Annotated in this window: 18 protein-coding genes; 13 read left to right on the top strand and 5 right to left on the bottom strand. The window is 64.6% G+C overall.

What is annotated here, in order from left to right:
- The first annotated feature begins 108 nt into the window (after nucleotides 1-108).
- Together G9C82_RS08835 and G9C82_RS08840 are read left to right on the top strand one after the other, a co-directional pair.
- Complete coding sequence (locus G9C82_RS08835; protein WP_004960539.1) at nucleotides 109-552, top strand: RidA family protein; 444 nt, start codon at nucleotides 109-111, stop codon at nucleotides 550-552.
- A 76-nt stretch (nucleotides 553-628) separates the two neighbouring features.
- The gene (locus G9C82_RS08840) at nucleotides 629-1,216 is read left to right on the top strand and encodes a uracil-DNA glycosylase family protein (protein WP_004960548.1); all 588 of its coding nucleotides are present in this window, start codon (nucleotides 629-631) and stop codon (nucleotides 1,214-1,216) included.
- A gap of 25 nt (nucleotides 1,217-1,241) precedes the next feature.
- Here the strand turns inward: G9C82_RS08840 and G9C82_RS08845 are convergent, their stop codons facing one another.
- On the bottom strand, nucleotides 1,242-1,607 hold the full coding sequence (locus G9C82_RS08845; protein ID WP_004960550.1) for a hypothetical protein: 366 nt from the start codon (nucleotides 1,605-1,607) through the stop codon (nucleotides 1,242-1,244).
- Between the two features lie 170 nt (nucleotides 1,608-1,777).
- Between G9C82_RS08845 and hisH the strand changes: the two genes are divergently transcribed.
- From hisH to G9C82_RS08860, 3 genes are read left to right on the top strand one after another with little or no spacing between them, the layout of a single operon-like run.
- Nucleotides 1,778-2,476 carry an imidazole glycerol phosphate synthase subunit HisH gene (gene hisH, locus G9C82_RS08850; RefSeq protein WP_004960553.1) on the top strand — a complete coding sequence of 233 codons (699 nt, stop codon included), beginning with the start codon at nucleotides 1,778-1,780 and terminating at the stop codon, nucleotides 2,474-2,476.
- A gap of 23 nt (nucleotides 2,477-2,499) precedes the next feature.
- Nucleotides 2,500-3,345, top strand: a complete 846-nt coding sequence (locus G9C82_RS08855) for an SDR family oxidoreductase (RefSeq protein ID WP_127013904.1) — start codon at nucleotides 2,500-2,502, stop codon at nucleotides 3,343-3,345.
- Nucleotides 3,342-4,076, top strand: coding sequence for an acetoacetate decarboxylase family protein (locus tag G9C82_RS08860; protein ID WP_007187840.1), 735 nt, complete (start codon nucleotides 3,342-3,344; stop codon nucleotides 4,074-4,076). The genes G9C82_RS08855 and G9C82_RS08860 overlap by 4 nt, the downstream gene beginning before the upstream one ends.
- Nucleotides 4,077-4,267: 191 nt before the next feature.
- Here G9C82_RS08860 and G9C82_RS08865 read toward each other — a convergent pair whose 3' ends face one another.
- Nucleotides 4,268-4,615, bottom strand: coding sequence for a hypothetical protein (locus G9C82_RS08865; protein WP_004960560.1), 348 nt, complete (start codon nucleotides 4,613-4,615; stop codon nucleotides 4,268-4,270).
- A 140-nt stretch (nucleotides 4,616-4,755) separates the two neighbouring features.
- Between G9C82_RS08865 and G9C82_RS08870 the strand changes: the two genes are divergently transcribed.
- The 4 genes from G9C82_RS08870 to G9C82_RS08885 all read left to right on the top strand — a co-directional run bounded on the left by G9C82_RS08870 (nucleotide 4,756) and on the right by G9C82_RS08885 (nucleotide 8,801).
- Nucleotides 4,756-6,438 carry a histidine kinase N-terminal 7TM domain-containing protein gene (locus G9C82_RS08870; RefSeq protein WP_127013905.1) on the top strand — a complete coding sequence of 561 codons (1,683 nt, stop codon included), beginning with the start codon at nucleotides 4,756-4,758 and terminating at the stop codon, nucleotides 6,436-6,438.
- Between the two features lie 289 nt (nucleotides 6,439-6,727).
- Nucleotides 6,728-7,831, top strand: coding sequence for a tRNA (guanine(26)-N(2))-dimethyltransferase (locus G9C82_RS08875; RefSeq protein WP_127013906.1), 1,104 nt, complete (start codon nucleotides 6,728-6,730; stop codon nucleotides 7,829-7,831).
- A gap of 104 nt (nucleotides 7,832-7,935) precedes the next feature.
- Complete coding sequence (locus G9C82_RS08880; protein ID WP_127013907.1) at nucleotides 7,936-8,394, top strand: hypothetical protein; 459 nt, start codon at nucleotides 7,936-7,938, stop codon at nucleotides 8,392-8,394.
- The gene (locus tag G9C82_RS08885) at nucleotides 8,391-8,801 is read left to right on the top strand and encodes an SHOCT domain-containing protein (protein WP_174789915.1); all 411 of its coding nucleotides are present in this window, start codon (nucleotides 8,391-8,393) and stop codon (nucleotides 8,799-8,801) included. Before G9C82_RS08880 ends, G9C82_RS08885 begins: the two co-directional genes overlap by 4 nt.
- 13 nt (nucleotides 8,802-8,814) lie before the next feature.
- On the opposite strand, the gene G9C82_RS08890 is transcribed toward G9C82_RS08885, so the two are convergent.
- Both G9C82_RS08890 and G9C82_RS08895 read right to left on the bottom strand, forming a co-directional pair.
- Nucleotides 8,815-9,501, bottom strand: a complete 687-nt coding sequence (locus G9C82_RS08890) for a helix-turn-helix domain-containing protein (RefSeq protein WP_241244094.1) — start codon at nucleotides 9,499-9,501, stop codon at nucleotides 8,815-8,817.
- Between the two features lie 75 nt (nucleotides 9,502-9,576).
- Nucleotides 9,577-9,993 (bottom strand): hypothetical protein, encoded by a 417-nt coding sequence (locus G9C82_RS08895; protein WP_127013908.1) that lies wholly within the window; start codon nucleotides 9,991-9,993, stop codon nucleotides 9,577-9,579.
- 94 nt (nucleotides 9,994-10,087) lie between these two features.
- Between G9C82_RS08895 and G9C82_RS08900 the strand changes: the two genes are divergently transcribed.
- The 3 genes from G9C82_RS08900 (at nucleotide 10,088) to G9C82_RS08910 (ending at nucleotide 13,720) form a co-directional block, all read left to right on the top strand.
- Nucleotides 10,088-11,524 (top strand): MATE family efflux transporter, encoded by a 1,437-nt coding sequence (locus G9C82_RS08900; protein ID WP_127013909.1) that lies wholly within the window; start codon nucleotides 10,088-10,090, stop codon nucleotides 11,522-11,524.
- A 70-nt stretch (nucleotides 11,525-11,594) separates the two neighbouring features.
- Entirely contained in the window at nucleotides 11,595-12,830 is a 1,236-nt protein-coding gene (locus G9C82_RS08905; RefSeq protein ID WP_004960133.1) for a YihY/virulence factor BrkB family protein, read from the top strand.
- Nucleotides 12,827-13,720, top strand: coding sequence for a phosphatase PAP2 family protein (locus tag G9C82_RS08910; protein ID WP_007187833.1), 894 nt, complete (start codon nucleotides 12,827-12,829; stop codon nucleotides 13,718-13,720). Before G9C82_RS08905 ends, G9C82_RS08910 begins: the two co-directional genes overlap by 4 nt.
- A gap of 12 nt (nucleotides 13,721-13,732) precedes the next feature.
- Here G9C82_RS08910 and glnA read toward each other — a convergent pair whose 3' ends face one another.
- A complete protein-coding gene (glnA, locus tag G9C82_RS08915; protein ID WP_007187832.1) occupies nucleotides 13,733-15,088 on the bottom strand; it encodes a type I glutamate--ammonia ligase in 1,356 nt (451 codons plus the stop codon).
- 126 nt (nucleotides 15,089-15,214) lie between these two features.
- Here glnA and lrp point away from each other — a divergent pair, with 126 nt between their 5' ends.
- Nucleotides 15,215-15,673, top strand: a complete 459-nt coding sequence (gene lrp, locus G9C82_RS08920; RefSeq protein WP_004960124.1) for an HTH-type transcriptional regulator Lrp — start codon at nucleotides 15,215-15,217, stop codon at nucleotides 15,671-15,673.
- The last annotated feature ends 88 nt before the right edge of the window (nucleotides 15,674-15,761 follow it).

Raw genomic sequence — 15,761 nt, forward strand, 5'->3', positions numbered from 1 at the left:
ATCTGCGGCCCGAAAGCATCCTGCTAGCTAGTACTGCCTCATCATTGTCTACAGTTAGTAATAGCTAAAGATATCCTGATTAGCTGGCACTGTGTTTGTACGAATACAATGGCAGAGAGCAAGACACAGGCGAGGAATGCTGTAGACCCCGCAGAAACGAACGAGCAGACGAATATCAACAGTAGCGTGACCCGGTCCGAGGGCGACCAGCCGACAGAGCACAGCGTGTACGGCAAGCGCCAGCAGGACAGCCAGCTCATATTCTTCGACGGGCAGGTTCCGGACGCGGACACGGCTCGCAACGGCGATGTGCAGGAACAGACGCTGGCCGCACTCGACCAGATTCGAGCGATGGCTGCCGAATCCGGTCTCGAACCGCGTGACCTGCTGCGGACGACGGTGTACCTCACGGAGATGGACCAGCTACCAGCGGTCAAGCAAGCGTACGCGGCGTTTTTCGACGGACAGCGACCGTCACGAAGCGTCGTCGGCGTTGCAAGCCTGCCAAACGACGCGGCGGTGCAGATCGAAGCAACCGGTGTAAAGCGGTAGTCACGGCCAGCGTCCGCGGTCGGGTGCCTGCCGGCGGACCGCTGCGTTTGAGAGCCTTCGGTGCAAACGACGCTGCATGGAGCAGATGGACGGCCTCGATGTCGTCGGCTGTGAGCGCTGTGATGACCTCTGTGGCTCGCGCTCGCGCATCGTCAACGGCGTCGGCCCCGCGGACGCGGACCTGTTGTTCGTCGGGGAAGCCCCCGGCGCGAACGAGGACGAACAGGGCGAGCCGTTCGTCGGCCGGAGCGGCGACGTGCTCGACGCTGGGTTACGCGATGCCGGCCTCGACCGCGGCGACGTGCGCATCACGAACTGCGTCCGCTGTCGCCCGCCGGACAACCGCGACCCCCGAAACGGTGAACTCGCGAACTGCCGCGACTATCTGGAGACGGAAATCGACCGTGTTGACCCCGAAGTCGTCGTGACGCTCGGGAAAGTGCCGGCCGAGCACCTGCTAGAGCGTGATGTCGCCGTCACCGGCGAAGCGGGCGACGTGTTCGACGTGGCTATCGCCGGCCAGCCACGGCGCGTTCTCGTCTCCGTTCACCCGGCGGCGACGCTGTACGACCCGAGCCAGAAAGAGACGTTCGAGGCGGCGCTGACGACTGCCGCGGAGTTTACCGACGCCCAGAGCGGCCAGTCACGACTCGGCGAGTTTTAAAAGTCGGATAGTGCGCTCGGAACCGCTAGTTCGCTGCGATGTCCATCGCTTCTGCTCTGGTATCAACCAGCGAAATGTCAACACCCGGAATCTCGCCGACCTGACTCTTGAGCGCCATTTTCTTGATCCCCTCGGAGACGATGACCCAGTCCGTGATACCGAACTCCTTGCCCGCTTCCGCGGCCTCCTGTGCTCGCGAGAACACGTCGTCGTTCAGTGACGCCTCCATCTGGAGATTTGAGATGTGCGTATCGACCGCCGGCTGTGAGGCGAGTTCTTCGAATCGTTCGTTGACTTTCGCAAACGTCTCATCCGTCATCTCCATCTCTTCGGGAAATTCAGCGATGAGAACGTTACCGTCGACGTACAGGACTTCTGTAAGGTCAATCATCAGCGGCTGTATGCGGTAGGTGGATAAAACTGGGCCGGCCTACTCTCAGCTTTGATACTCTTTCAGGACCGGACGTGTGAGCGGGGTCGAGACCGCCCGCTTGACAGTGGCGGTGCTGAAGGCTTGTTCGAACAGGAACTCACTTACCCCCCGTTCGCCTACGAGAAGGTATGAGTGTCAGACAGACGACTGCGGACGTGGTCGTCGTCGATTACGGACTGGGGAACCTCCGGAGCGTCACGCGCGGGCTCGAACGCGCCGGCGCGAATGTTTCGCTCTCGGAGGACCCCGCAGAGTTCGACGCGGCTGACGGCATCGTCCTGCCCGGCGTCGGAGCCTTCTCCGAAGGGATGGACAACGCTGGGCCGTTCCGCGAGGCGCTGGTCGAACAGGCCGAGGCCGGGAAGCCCCTGTTCGGAATCTGTCTCGGGATGCAGATGCTCCTGACGACGAGTGAGGAGGCCGACCACGAAGGACAGGGCGACGCCGAGGGGCTGGACCTCATTCCGGGGAAGAACGTCCGGTTCAGCCGCGACCAGACCGTGCCACACATGGGCTGGAACGAACTTGACGTGACGCGGGACCATCCCCTCGTCAAGGGCGTCGACAGCGTGGGGTCGAAGACCCCACGGGCAGATGGAACCGGTGGTTCCGTCGACGGCGAACACGCCTACTTCGTCCACTCCTACTACGCCGTTCCTGACGACGAGAGCGCGACGGTGGCGACGACGGACTACGGGACAGACTTCGCATCGATTGTTGCCAACGACGCCGGCAACGTCTTCGGGACGCAGTTCCACCCGGAGAAGTCGGGCGAAACCGGGCTTCGCATCCTCCGGAACTACGTCGACTACTGTCTCGACCACTGAGTTCTGGACTTGGGTTCGTTTGTATGTCTACAGGAGCTTCTGTTGTGCTGCTCACCGGCGCAGCGTCGGGTATCGGAGCGGCGACGGCGCAGGCGTTCGCCGACGACGGCTGGACCGTCTACGCGACGGATGTTCGGACCGAGTTTCCAGCGGATATCCGCGAGCGCTGTCGCTGTCTCGAACTCGATGTAACTGACAGCGAGCAGGTCGAGGCTGTCGTTGACCACATCATCGAGGAAGCGGGACGACTCGACTGTCTGGTGAACAACGCCGGGTACGGGGTCGCCGGCCCAGTCGAGGATGTTTCCAGCGACGACGTTCGCGAGCAGTTCGACGTGCTGGTCCACGGCCCACACCGACTCGCACAGGCAGTGCTGCCCGAGATGCGCGAACACGGCGGGCGCATCATCACCGTCTCAAGCGTCCTGGGCCACACCGCGTCGCCCGGACTCGGCGCGTATTCAGCCGGGAAAGCCGCCGTTGAATCGCTTTCTGACGCAGTTCGGATAGAGGTGGCCGGCGCGGACGACATCCATATCTCGCTCGTTGAACCGGCGTGGGTCGAGACGGGGTTCGCCGATGGCGCGCTGGAGAGCCTGCGTGATGCGGACCGGACGCCGACCTACGACCGGACGTACGACGCGCTGGAGGACGGCTGGGTCCTCACCGGCGGACCGCTGGCGACAACGCCAGAAGCCGTCGCGGCGACGGTACTCGCCGCAGCGACCGACGACCCGCCGAAGGCCCGCTATCCTGTCGGGGCCTTCGCCACGTTCGTCCGATGGACCCACTGGCTCCCGGCGCGACTGCAGGACCCGATACACCGTGGGTTCGGTCGGGCGAGCGCGCTTCTGGGGCGGTGGTTATGATACACCTGTCCGACGGCGACCGGGTTCGGCTCTCGACCGGCCACGAAGTGACGCTGCCGCTGGTCACCGAGGCGACGGTTGCCGGCGCGGTGCTCCCGGCGCGATACGACGTTGCCGAGTCGCTGCTGCCCGATGGACTGACACCGGTTCGAGTAACGGCCCGGCAGGCCGCAGTCGTGCTCCTCTGTGTCGAGTATCACCGTATCGGCGACGACGCGATGGCCCCCTACGACGAGTTCGCGGTGCTGATTGGCGCAACGGCGGACGAGTGGCAGCCACCACTGGTGCCACTGCTGACCCGCGATATCGGTGGCTACGTCTGGTCGCTCCCGGTGACAACTGAACCCGCTCGCGCCCTCGGCGACGAAATCTGGGGCTATCCGAAAACAGTCGCCAACATCAGCCACCACGACAACACGACCCGCCGCGAGACGACGGTCGTCGAGGACGGCGACCGCGTGGCGACGGTCAGCATCGACTGGCCCCGGACCTGGGAACACCGAGAGCAGATAGAGAGCTACGCGGTTCGGGAGGGACGACTGGAACGGACGCCGGTCGAGTTCCAGGGGAAACTAGGGGCTGCGCCGCTGAGCAGCCGCATCGACGTGGACCTGGGTGACCACGAACGGGCCGACACGCTCCGGTCCCTCGACCTCGGCTCCCGGTCCGTCCTTCGATTCTCACTGGAAGGACGGATTGCGTACGGGGCTGGGCGGTCAGTGGAGCGGTAGCGGGGGCAGTAGCAGGAGCGGAGCAGTGCGGTAGCAGTAGCAGAGCGGTGAGGAAGCCGTACCGCATAGCATACCGCGCGCCGACGGCGCGCGGTTTCACGCGAATCGCTCCGCGATTCGCGCCTTTTTCGCCCACGTTTTTGCCGCGAGAGGTGAGCGCTATGCGCTCACCCGAGCGGGAAAAAGGTAGTCTAGAGGAACTCCCGGACCTCAGAGTACCACATATCGTGCTCGTCAACGGCGTCGATAGCCTCGGCGATGCGGACCGCGATAGCGTGCCAGCAAAGCTGGTCGGGGTCGTCGGCGTCGAGGTTGTACTCGCTGTCGGCACAGGTGCAGCCGCCGTCCTCGACGATGTACTCGTCGTCATGGCCGACAACGACGGTGAAATCGCGGTACTGCTTGACGCGGCCCTCGCCGACGGCCTCGATAGCTTGATGACCGCGGTCATCGTGGACGGCGACGATAGCCGACACTGCATCGGGGGTCAGCTCACCGGCGGCTTCGAGGTCGGCCACCCACTCCTCGACATCAGTCACATCCGTGCTACGGAAAGGGGTGACAAAACGGCGTCGGCTTCAGCAGCCAGATTCCAGCTGGCTCGCCACCGGCGGCGAGAAGTTATCAATGCTTGTACTGTGCCCAGAAACATAAACACGGAGTACAGATTTATTCCGGCATGAACCTCGACCTCCCGTGGCTGGCGCTGGGCTCGTTTGCCTCGGGATTCGGGTCGCTGTACCTGCTGGCCCAGCTCCAGGCACACTGGGACAAGCCCGGCGCGCGGTGGTTCGTCGCGACCATCGTCACACAGACGGTCTGGTGTTTCAGCTACGGCGCGGCACTGCTGGTGTTCGACCCGGCACTGCGCCTCGCTCTGGAGATGGTATCCTGGCTGGGCATCATCTGGATTGGCTTCTGTTTTCTCTCGTTCGCGCTGGGATACACGGGCCGGACAAACGTCCTCGAAAGCGGCTGGTACCGTGGCGTGGCGGTGCTGCCGCTCGTCGAAACGGCGCTCGTCGTCACAAACCCACTCCATACTGTGGTCTGGCAGGGGTTCCGGGTCGTACCGGCTGCCGGCAGCGCGGGGGCCGACTACGCCGTCTTGCCGGTGGGACTGCTCACAATCATCGTCGCGATGCTGTTCGTCAGCTTCGGGACCCTGCTGGTGTTCGATACGGTCGTCAGCTACGGCCCGCTGTACCGGCGCGAGGCGCTGGCGGTCGGCTTGAGTCCGATACCGCCCGGGGCCGCGGTGTTGCTGTGGGCCGGCGGTATCGGGCCGGTTCCGGCAGTGAATCTGACGCCGCTCCTGTTTCTGCCCCACGTCGCGCTGGACCTGTACGCGTTCGTTCACAGCGATATGTTCGAGTTCCACCCGGCGACCCGGCGGGCCGGCGAGCGGGCAGCAATCCACGACATCGCCACGCCGGTCGCCATCGTCGACGAGCAAGGGCGCGTCGTGAATCTCAACCCCGCCGCCGAACAGATGCTCGCCGTCGACAAGCACGAGGCACTGACGGAGCCGCTGAACGGTTTTCTGGGCGGCGATGACATCGCAACCGACGGGGGGAGTTCGCGGGTGTCCATCGAGGCCGATGGTCGGCACCGCGAGTACAAGGTCCAACAGACGGCGCTCCGGGACGAGACGGGCACGCAACTGGGATACACCGTCGTCTTTCAGGACATCACCGACGAGATCCGGCGTGAACGCCGCCTCGAAGTGCTCAATCGCTTTCTCAGACACAACGTCCGCAACGAGAGTGTCGTCATCCAGGCTCGGTCGGAGTTGCTAGCGACGGAACTCGACGGCGACCACGCGGACTATGCGGCGACCATCGAGCAGTCTGTCGGTCGTCTGGTCGACTCCGGCCAGAAGGCTCGAACCCTTGCAGAAGCGGGTGCCGACGACGCAGGCCTCGAATCCGTCGTGCTGGCCGACCTCGCCGCCGAAGTCATCGACGCCGCCCGCGAGGAATACGGTGGCTCGGTCACGGTTGAGATACCCGACGACCTCCGGCTGACGACCCAGCCCGCCCTGCTGGAAATCCTGCTTACCAATCTCGTCGAGAACGCTCTCCAGCACGTTCCGGACGCCGTCGTAACCGTCACCGCCGCGGTCGAGGGCGACGATGTCGTGCTGACCGTCAGCGACAACGGCCCCGGGGTGCCGGACCACGAACTCGACGTACTGGAGCGGGGCCGCGAGACGGACCTGAACCACGGCAGCGGCATCGGCCTCTGGCTCGTCCGCTGGACCGCGACGACGCTGGAGGGCGACCTCGATTTCGACACGAGCGACGGAACGACGGTAACCGTTCGACTGCCCCGAGAGCGGACGGCCGCCGAAGCAAGATGAGTGTGGTAATCACGGGGACAGTCTGCCGACCGTGCTGAGTGCGACTGCACAGCCGGCATGCACAGTGCGATTACACTGCCAACACGGGTGGGACTGGAAGGGGCGAGGCGCTGGCGGACGGCGGGCGACGCAAGCACTGCACGAGCGACTGGAAGGAGCGAGGCAGCGCGCAGCGAGACCTCCGATGCCAGCGCCTCGGGGCTTTCTGGCTGTTCACGCCACCCTCAAGTACGGAAGCATCGACAGGCAGGTTCGAACGACTTAACGGCGCCCGCACGGACCGGAGAGTATGCGCGTCAGTGAGGGCCGGGTGACGGTCACGGTGCCGGAACAGCCGGAGGCGGGGAAGGGTGCGGACGTATTCTTCAACCCCGTACAGGAGCTGAACCGCGACATCACCGTGGCGGCGCTGCGGGCCTACCGAGAGCGAACCCCCCGCGTGTCGACGTATCTGGACGCCACCGCCGCCAGCGGTATCCGTGGCGTCCGCGCGGCGGCCAACGACTGGGAGACGACGCTGTGTGATATCGACGACGACGCAACGGCGCTGTGTGAACAGAACCTCGAACGCAACGACCTCGCGGCCTCGGTCCGGCGGTCGGACGCGAACGTGCTCATGCACTCCGAGGCGTTCGACGTAGTGGACGTGGACCCCTTCGGGACGCCGATTCCGTTCGCCGACGCGGCGGTGCAGGGGACCAAACACCTCCTCTGTGTGACGGCCACCGACACCGCGCCGCTGTGTGGCGCGCACTTCGAGAGCGGCGTCCGCTCGTATGGCGCGGTGCCACGAAATACCGAGTTCCACGCCGAGATGGGGATGCGCGTCCTTCTATCGGCGATGGTCCGCACCGCCGCCCGCTACGACATCGCTGCCCGACCGATTCTCAGCCACGCGACCAAGCACTACGCCCGGACCTATCTGGAGTTCGACCACGGCGCAAAAGTCGCCAACGACTGCATCGACGAACTCGGCTACGTCCACCACTGCCAGCACTGCCTCTGGCGCGACCACGATTACGGCCTCATCGCCGACCAGCCCGAGGACTGTCCGGTCTGTGAGAAGCACCTCCAGACGGCCGGTCCCATCTGGCTGGGTCGGACCTGTGACCCCGAGTTCATCAGCGCCGTTTCAGAGCAGGTGAGCGAAGAGATGGGCACCGCCGACGAAGCCAAAGAACTGCTGGCGACGCTCGGGGCCGAAATCGACACTCCGACCCACTATGACCAGCACCGCCTCTGCAAGCGCTGGGGGCGCGGCGCTGAAGCCATGGACGAGTTCATCGAGAAGCTCCGTGACGCTGGCTACGCGGCCTCCCGAACGCACTACGGCGGCACGACGTTCAAGACGGACGCCGACGTGGTAGAGATACGCGAGGCGACGGCAGACTGAGACCGCCGGGTGCTCGTTGACCGCCCGCGAACAGCGGTACCGGTACTAGCGGGATGCAACATGTTGCTGTAAGCGTCACCTCACTGTGTCCGTTCTGTGTACATATGGAACGGAACGAACACCGTTCGAACAGTCGCGTCGCAAGTACGGCTACCGTCCCGAGAAAGATGATTCTCGTGTTGTTCGTGCCGGCGCTATTCGGGGCCGCGCATCACGTCGACCACATCGTCCGCGGGAACCACGTGGGTTGGCCGCTGACCCCCGAAGTAAACGCGTTCACGCTCAGTCTCGCCGTCTACCCACTCCTGGCAATCGGCCTCGTCCTCACGGTAACCGGGCGGACCGGACTGCGGTACTGGCTCGGATTTTTTACGGCGAACAGCGTGGTGCTCGCGTCCGTCCACCTCGGTCCCTGGGCTATCGAACCACCGTCGGACATCATTGCACCGTACAGCGATCCGATGCTCGGCTACGGGGCCTTCGGGGTCCTGCTTGCACTCATCGCTGCTGTCGCCATCGGGGCAGCGTACACCGGGGTCCTCGTTCTTCGAGGTGGCCGATGAGCCAAACGCTGTCCCACGCGCGCCCCAAGCCGGTGAGCGCAGTCGTCTCAGCAGTCGTGACGGCGGCCACACTGCTCATTGCGTTCGGATTGCTGGCACTGGGCGTCGAGTCGTTCTGGCTGGTGTTCGTCGTCGGCTTTGGTGTGGTCCTCCCGGTGGCAGTGGGGGTGGTCGAATACAATCAAGACAGTGACACCCGCAATACGACCACCGACCGGGAGAGCGAGACAGAGTCGGCGCTGGCCACGCTTCGCCAGCGGTACGCTCGGGGCGAACTCTCAGAAGTTGAGTTCGAGCGGCGGCTTGAACAGCTTCTCGAAGCGCCGTCATCGCCGGCAGAACGCACACGTGAGACGGCTCACTGGACCGAGGAGCAACACGGTGTGTCCAGAGTGAGCGACCAGTAGTCGTCACTCACGGTTAGCGATTCTCCGGGGACTGCGAGGCCGCCGTGGTGAGAAACCACTTGACAATTCGCGTCTGTCCACGTCTGAGCACACGGCTCGCGGTCGACTTGTCGATATCGAGCGCCGACGCTAGGTCGGCGAGCGTGCAGTCGCGGGGCAACTCAAAGTAGCCCGCTCGGAGCGCAGCCATGAGGACGTCCCGCTGGCGCTCTGTCAGGAGTCCGGACGGATCTGTGCTGTGAACGAGCGACAGCAGCTCGTACTGCCTACCTGCGTCCTCAATCGCCGTCCGGAAGTGGTCGAACTCCGCACGGGACCCGGTGAGGTCGAACTCGTACCAGCCGTTCTCGGCAGTGACCGGGTACTCGATAGGGAGGCCGGACTCAGCGACGAACTCGTACAGGTCCGTGTCCGTCGTCTCGTACTTCGCGAGTACCCGATCGGCAGTGCGTTCCAGTTCCTCGTATGCGGTAACCGAGGGATGCGTCGCGATAGCGTCGCCGGCGGTCGCGGGGTCATCGGTAATTACCTCGCCGAGTTCGACCGCCCTCGTCGCGGCTCGAATACCGGAGAGCAACCGGAACGTGGCCTGCGGGTTCGCCTGTGAGACGTCAGCGATCCAGATGTCCTCTGGGAGGCGAATTCGAAGCCGAGCGGCAATCACGCCGACCGCCTCCGGCAAGATGTTGGCTGTGGCCACGGCATAGTGTCGCCAGTCGTACCACACAGCCGGACTGTGTAAATCCCGTGGCGAGCGTCGCCGTCGGCAATCGCCTCACCGACCGTTCGCCCGGCCGACGCTCTCTCGAACCGCGGAGACGAGGTCATAGCCCAGCAGATACACCGGGCGCAGGAAGTAGTTCGCCATCCCCGCGAGCCCAAGCAGCCCGCCGATAGCCTGCACCTCGCCGGGTGTGGCCGACAGGCGAACGAGCAGCGGCAGAGCCGTAACGAGCGGCGCGAGCCACAGCGACTGGACGACGCCGTCCAGATCGACACCGGCGACGGAACCGAATCGGTCCTCGTCAGGGCGGACGGCGTACAGCACAGCCGTCAGTACCAGCAGGCCCACGACAATCGGCAGGGACGCGCCGACCCCGGCGACGCCAAAGCCAATAGCCAGCGCGGCCGCGACGAGCAACAGGATCGTCACCTGCATCGTCCCGTTCCGGATGGCCGCTTCCGTATCCATATCCGGTCGTTGCGGCGGCGCTGTATAAACCCTGTGAGGGCGGCTCCCCTTTCTTAACGCCTTTCCTGTTCGACTGCAAAGGAGGGGCGAACACGTGCCCTCCACGTACAATCCAGTCCGTGGCGTCCTGCTGCTCGTCGGCAGCTTGCTCGCGCGGTTCGGGCTTGTCGAACGCGAGCGGGTCCGGCGAGCGACGGACCTGTCCTGGCCCCGGATCGTCACCGGACTCGCCCGGATGTCGAAGTCGACGGTCGACGTGGCGATGGTGGGGCTGGCGCTCGGACCGACCGCCATCGCCGGCGTCGGCTTCGCCGCGCCGTTCTGGGAACTGGTGTTCGCGCTGGGCGCAGGTGTTGCTGGTGGGACTATCGGCATGGTGTCACAGCGCTACGGGGCCGACGCCGGCGAGGAGCTAGCGGTCACCGTTACGACCAGCAGTGTCGTCGTGGTAGCGGCCACTGTCCCGTTCGCAGTGGTGTACTGGGTCCTTCCAGGCTTACTCGTCGATCTGGTTGGGACAGGGCCACAGGCAATCAGGTACGGTGTGCGGTACTTGCGCGTCGTCGCCCTCGGTGTGCCGTTTGCAGTGCTCAACCTCATCGGGAGCCGAGCACTCGTCGGGGCTGATGACGCATGGACGCCGATGCTGTTACGGGCCGGCGGTGCGGTCGGAAACATCGTGCTGAGCGCCGTCCTCATTTTCGTGGCTGACCTCGGTGTCGTCGGTGCGGCGCTCGGGACAGTCGTTGCGAACGTCCTCGTCACGGTCGGGTTCGCTGTCGGGCTGACTCGTGGACGACTCCCACTCGTCGGTACACTGCCGATACAGATACCGGTCACCCGGCCGTTCTTCGATAGCGGACTGGCTCGCGACCTCACGAGGACCGGGGCCCCGCTCGTAGGGGCCAACCTCGCACGGACCGGGGCGCAGTTCCCCCGGCTGTTCATCGTCGGCCTGTTCGGGCCCGGCGTCGTCTCGGCCTACGTCGTGGCACTCCGCGTCCGGGCGCTGCTTGATACGCCGAACTGGGGGCTGAGCCTCGCATCGAGTAGCCTCGTTGGGCAGGCACTCGGCGACGATGACGAGGCCGAGGCGACCATCTGGGCGGAGACAGTACTCCGGCTGAGTATCGGCGTGTACATCGTCGTCGCAGCAATGCTGCTCCCGTTCTCGCGGGGCATCGCCCGTCTGTTCGTTTCGGACCCCACAGTGCTCCCGCTGGTGACAGTGTTCGTCGCCGTTGCGTGTGCCAGTGTCGTGTTCCGTGGCGTCGACGGCGGCTCAGTCGGGCCGCTCCGTGCCAGCGGCGACACGCGCTGGCCGTTTTACTCACAGCTGGCCGGGATGTACCTGTTTGCCCTCCCACTGGCGTATCTCGGCTACGTCACGCCGCTTGGCAAACTCGCGCTATACGCCTCGCTCGTCGTCGAAACGGCGGTTCCCGCGGCGGTGACCTACTATCGGTTCCGGTCGGGGACGTGGCGGGTCGTGAGCCGGTCGTACCGGCCCGACGCAGCGCTCGACGACTGAGATAGCGTCGATGGCCGACTGACATCAGCCAGTCGACAGTATATTTGTGGCTCCACTCTGACGTGCTCGCGTGGACCGCACACGCGCTGTCTCCGTCGGTCGGGCTGTCATCCGAACCGTTCAGGAAGAGGAGGTCTCCTTTCTCGCCGCCGGCATCGCCTACTACATGTTCGTCTCGCTCCTGCCGCTGTTGTTGCTGACGCTGGTCGTCGGCACGCTGGCGGGCGGAGAAGCCTTCGCAGAGCGAATCGTGACGGCGGCGGGAGATGTGCTCACACCGGCGGCGTCGACACTGCTCGAAGACGCGCTGACCAGCGGGGCCGGTCGCGGTGGTGCGACTGTGCTCGGTGTCGGCGTGACGCTGTGGAGCGCGCTCAAGGTGTTTCGCGGACTGGATACGGCCTTCAGCCGCGTCTACGGGACGGACGGCCCCGACTCGATTGTCCGAGAAATCGTCGACGGGCTGGCCGCGCTAGGCGGCATCGGCATCGCACTGGTCGGGCTCGGTATCATCGGCGCGTTCGGGACGGTGCTCGGCGTACAGGTCGCGCTCGGCGGGCTCGCGCTCGTTCCCGTGCTGGCAGTCGCCTTCCTCCCGCTGTACTACCTCTTTCCCGACCAAGAGATGACACTGCGGGAGGCCGTTCCCGGCGCGGTGTTTGCCGGTGGTGGGTGGACACTGCTCGGGACGGGGTTCAACGTCTATGCGGCGCAGGCCGATTCCTATCAGGTGTATGGCGTCATCGGCGGGGTCCTGTTGCTCGTGACGTGGTTCTACTTCGCCGGACAGGTGCTCCTCGTGGGCGCGGCGGTCAACGCGGCGCTCGCGGACCGGCAACTACAACAGGTATCGCGCCGACGGTCCGGCAAAGCGATGAGTGAGGACGCTGACGAGACCGACACGCCCCCGCCAGCCGGAACCGGGCCGACCGGACGAGACACTGATACGCTGACAGACGAGGAACTACAGGAACTCCGCGAGGAGTTCGAGTCGTTCCGCGAGGACATCGAGGGCCGGACGCTCCACCGTGACGAGGTGCGGTCGGACCTCAAGCAGTACGTCCGCCGCCGGATGCGCCGCGGCCACGCCCGACAGTGGGGCCCCTACATCGTCTTGCTGTACGGCACGATCATGACCCTCGGCGCGTTCTACTACCTGAAGGGGCTCTGGGCCGTGCTGGCGATGCTGGTCATCTGGCTGTCGGTACTGGGCCTTTACGCTATCATGATTGCTGTCGGTGTGACGCTTACTGCCACCGGCCTCCCCGGACGGCTCGTTGACCGCGTGCGCGACTGGCGACAGTGATACGGGCTGTCGGCGTCACCGAGGTGCTGTCGGCGCTGCCCGGCGCAGTCGTCGTGCTGTTCTCTCTAATCACCCAGCTGGGTGATTTCTGGTTCACGTTTCTGGCCTGTGGCCTGCTGTACTGGCTCGGCCCGTGGACGCCAAAACTCGGGCAGGACCTCACTCGCGACCGGACGGCGATGCTGGTGGCACTGCTCGCCGTCGGCGTCGCGCTCGTCGTGTCACTGAAAGGCGTGTTCGCGCTGCCACGGCCGCCCGGGGCGGGCACGGCCACCCACGCCGAACTGCTCCCGGCGGCGCTGCGGGGCGTCTACGAGTCGATGGCGACCGGCGAAGGGTTTGGCTTCCCCAGTGGCCACGCCACCCTTTCGCTGCTCGTCTGGGGCGGTATCGCGTGGGCGCTCCGGGTCGGCACGCGCCGACAGCGCACCGCTGTCGCCGCGACAATCGTTGCCCTCATCGGGCTCTCCCGGCTAGTACTGGGCGTCCACTACCTCGCCGACATCGTCGCGGGCTTTGCCATCGCCGGGACAGCCCTCGTACTCGCCCTCAGCGCACTCAAAACGCCCGAGCGAGTATTCGGCTTCGCGGCCGTCATCGCCGTGGCAGGGCTGTTCGTCACCGGCGTTTCCCGCAATTCGGCCGGCGCGCTGGGTGTCGCTGTCGCGGGTGCCGTGGTCTGGGCGCTCTTAGGAGATTCAATCCCGGAACCGACCCGGCACGGTGTCGGTATCACAGCGCTGCTGGGCGTTGTCTCGGTTGGAACGTTGCTCGGGGTGACGTTCGGGTTAGACCCGACGCCGGGCGTCGTCACGTTACTTGCGGGGCTTGGGACCGGGGTCCTGCTAACGCTACCGCTGGCCGGTGAGCAACTCGCGAAAAAATACTGAAGCGGCGGCCGTTTAGAACTTCTCGAGGTAGCGGTCGAGTTCCCAGTCGGAGACGTCGACGAGGTACTCCTTGTGTTCCTGACGCTTGGCCTCGACGAAGTTCTCGAAGACGTGCTCGCCGAGCGCGTCGCTGATGACCTCGTCCTTTTCGAGTTCGTCGACGGCTTCGCCGAGGTTCTCCGGCAGCGTGGTGATGCCGTACTCCTCGCGTTTCTCCTCGTCGAAGTCGTAGATGTTCTCGCGGACCGGGTCCTCACATTCGAGGTCGCGCTCGACACCGTCGAGTCCGGCGTGGATGAGCGCCGCGAAGGCGAGGTACGGGTTACACGACGGGTCGGGGAAGCGAGCCTCGATACGGCTTGCGGCCGGCGTGCGGGCGGCCGGCTTGCGGATGAGCGCCGAGCGGTTCCGGTCGGACCAGGCGACGTAGACCGGAGCCTCGTAGCCCGGGACTAGACGCTTGTAGGAGTTCACGGTCGGGTTAGTGACCGCGGTGATGGCCGGTGCGTGTTCGAGGATACCGGCGGTGAAGCTCTTGGCCGTCTCGGAGAGGTTGAACTCGTCGTCGTCGTCGTGGAACGCGTTCTCGCCGTCCTCGGTGAACAGCGAGATGTGCGTGTGCATCCCGGAGCCGTTGATTTTCGGAATCGGCTTCGGCATGAACGTCGCGTGCAGGTCGTGCTCGGCCGCGATGGCGCGAACGACGGAGCGGAAGGTCGCGACGTTGTCGGCCGTGGTCAGGGCGTCGTCATAGGTGAAGTTGATTTCGTGCTGGCCCTGTGCGACCTCGTGGTGGGAGGCTTCGATGTCGAAGCCCATGTCTTCGAGGCCGTAGATGATGTCACGGCGCACGTCGGAGGCGAGGTCCTTCGGCGCGAGGTCGAAGTAGCCACCGGCGTCGTTGGTCTTGGTCGTCGCGCGGCCCTCTTCGTCTTCCTCGAACAGGAAGAACTCGGGCTCGGGGGCAGCGTTGACCGTATAGCCCATGTCCTCGGCGCGCTTGATGGCACGCTTCAGGACGCCACGCGGGTCGCCGGAGAACGGCTCGCCGGTCGAGGTGTCGATGACATCACAGATGAGACGGGCACTCGAACCGCCTTCGACGTTTTCTCTCCACGGCAGGACGGAGAACGTCGAGGGGTCCGGGTCCAGACGCATGTCGGACTCCTGAATCCGGACGAAGCCGTTGATAGAGGAGCCGTCGAAGTAGATACCCTCTGTGAACGCTTTCTCTGCCTGGTCGGCTGTAATCGAGACGTTCTTGATTGTGCCGAGGATGTCGGTAAACTGGAGCCGAAGGAAGTCGACGTTCTTCTCGTCGATTTCGTCGAGTACCTCCTGTGCCGCCTCTGAAAGTTCGCTTGTCATCTTTGGACACCCGATAGGAGCGGTGCTACTACTAAAACCCTGCTGATTTGCGCAAAGGTTTCGACGCTTTCGCTTACATTTGGACATTCGTAAAATTCTAATCCCTGGGGGGCGTCCGCCAATGTAATGACGTACGAAAATCTCGACCGTGAGCTAGTGAATGCACTTCTGGGTGACGGCCGTGCCAGCCTCCGAAGCCTCGGAGAGGACCTCGACGTATCGGTAACAACCGTCTCAAATCACCTCTCCGATCTTGAGGACGAGGGGATCATCAACGGGTACACCCCCAAGGTCGATTACGACAAGCTCGGCTACGACGTGACGGCAATCATCCAGCTCAAGGTGGAGGGGTCGTCGCTCCCGGCAGTCACCGAAGACCTCAAAGAACACAAGCAGATGATCTCCGTGTACGAGGTCACCGGCGACTACGACATCATCGCGGTCGGGAAGTTCACCGATACCGACGGCATGAACGCCCAGATAAAGGAACTCCTCACTGACCCGGACATCAGGGAGTCGAACACCTCCGTCGTACTCAACGCCGCAAGCGAACACGAACAGTTCGACCTCGACCTGAAGGAGTAGCGACTGGCCTTCTGCCGTCGTTCCGACCTCTCCCAGAGCGACGGCTCCCGCGAGTCTGAGCCCGATATAGCAGGGCATGCGAACCCAC

This window comes from Haloarcula sp. R1-2 (assembly GCF_011627385.1).
Taxonomy (GTDB): Archaea; Halobacteriota; Halobacteria; order Halobacteriales; family Haloarculaceae; genus Haloarcula; species Haloarcula marismortui.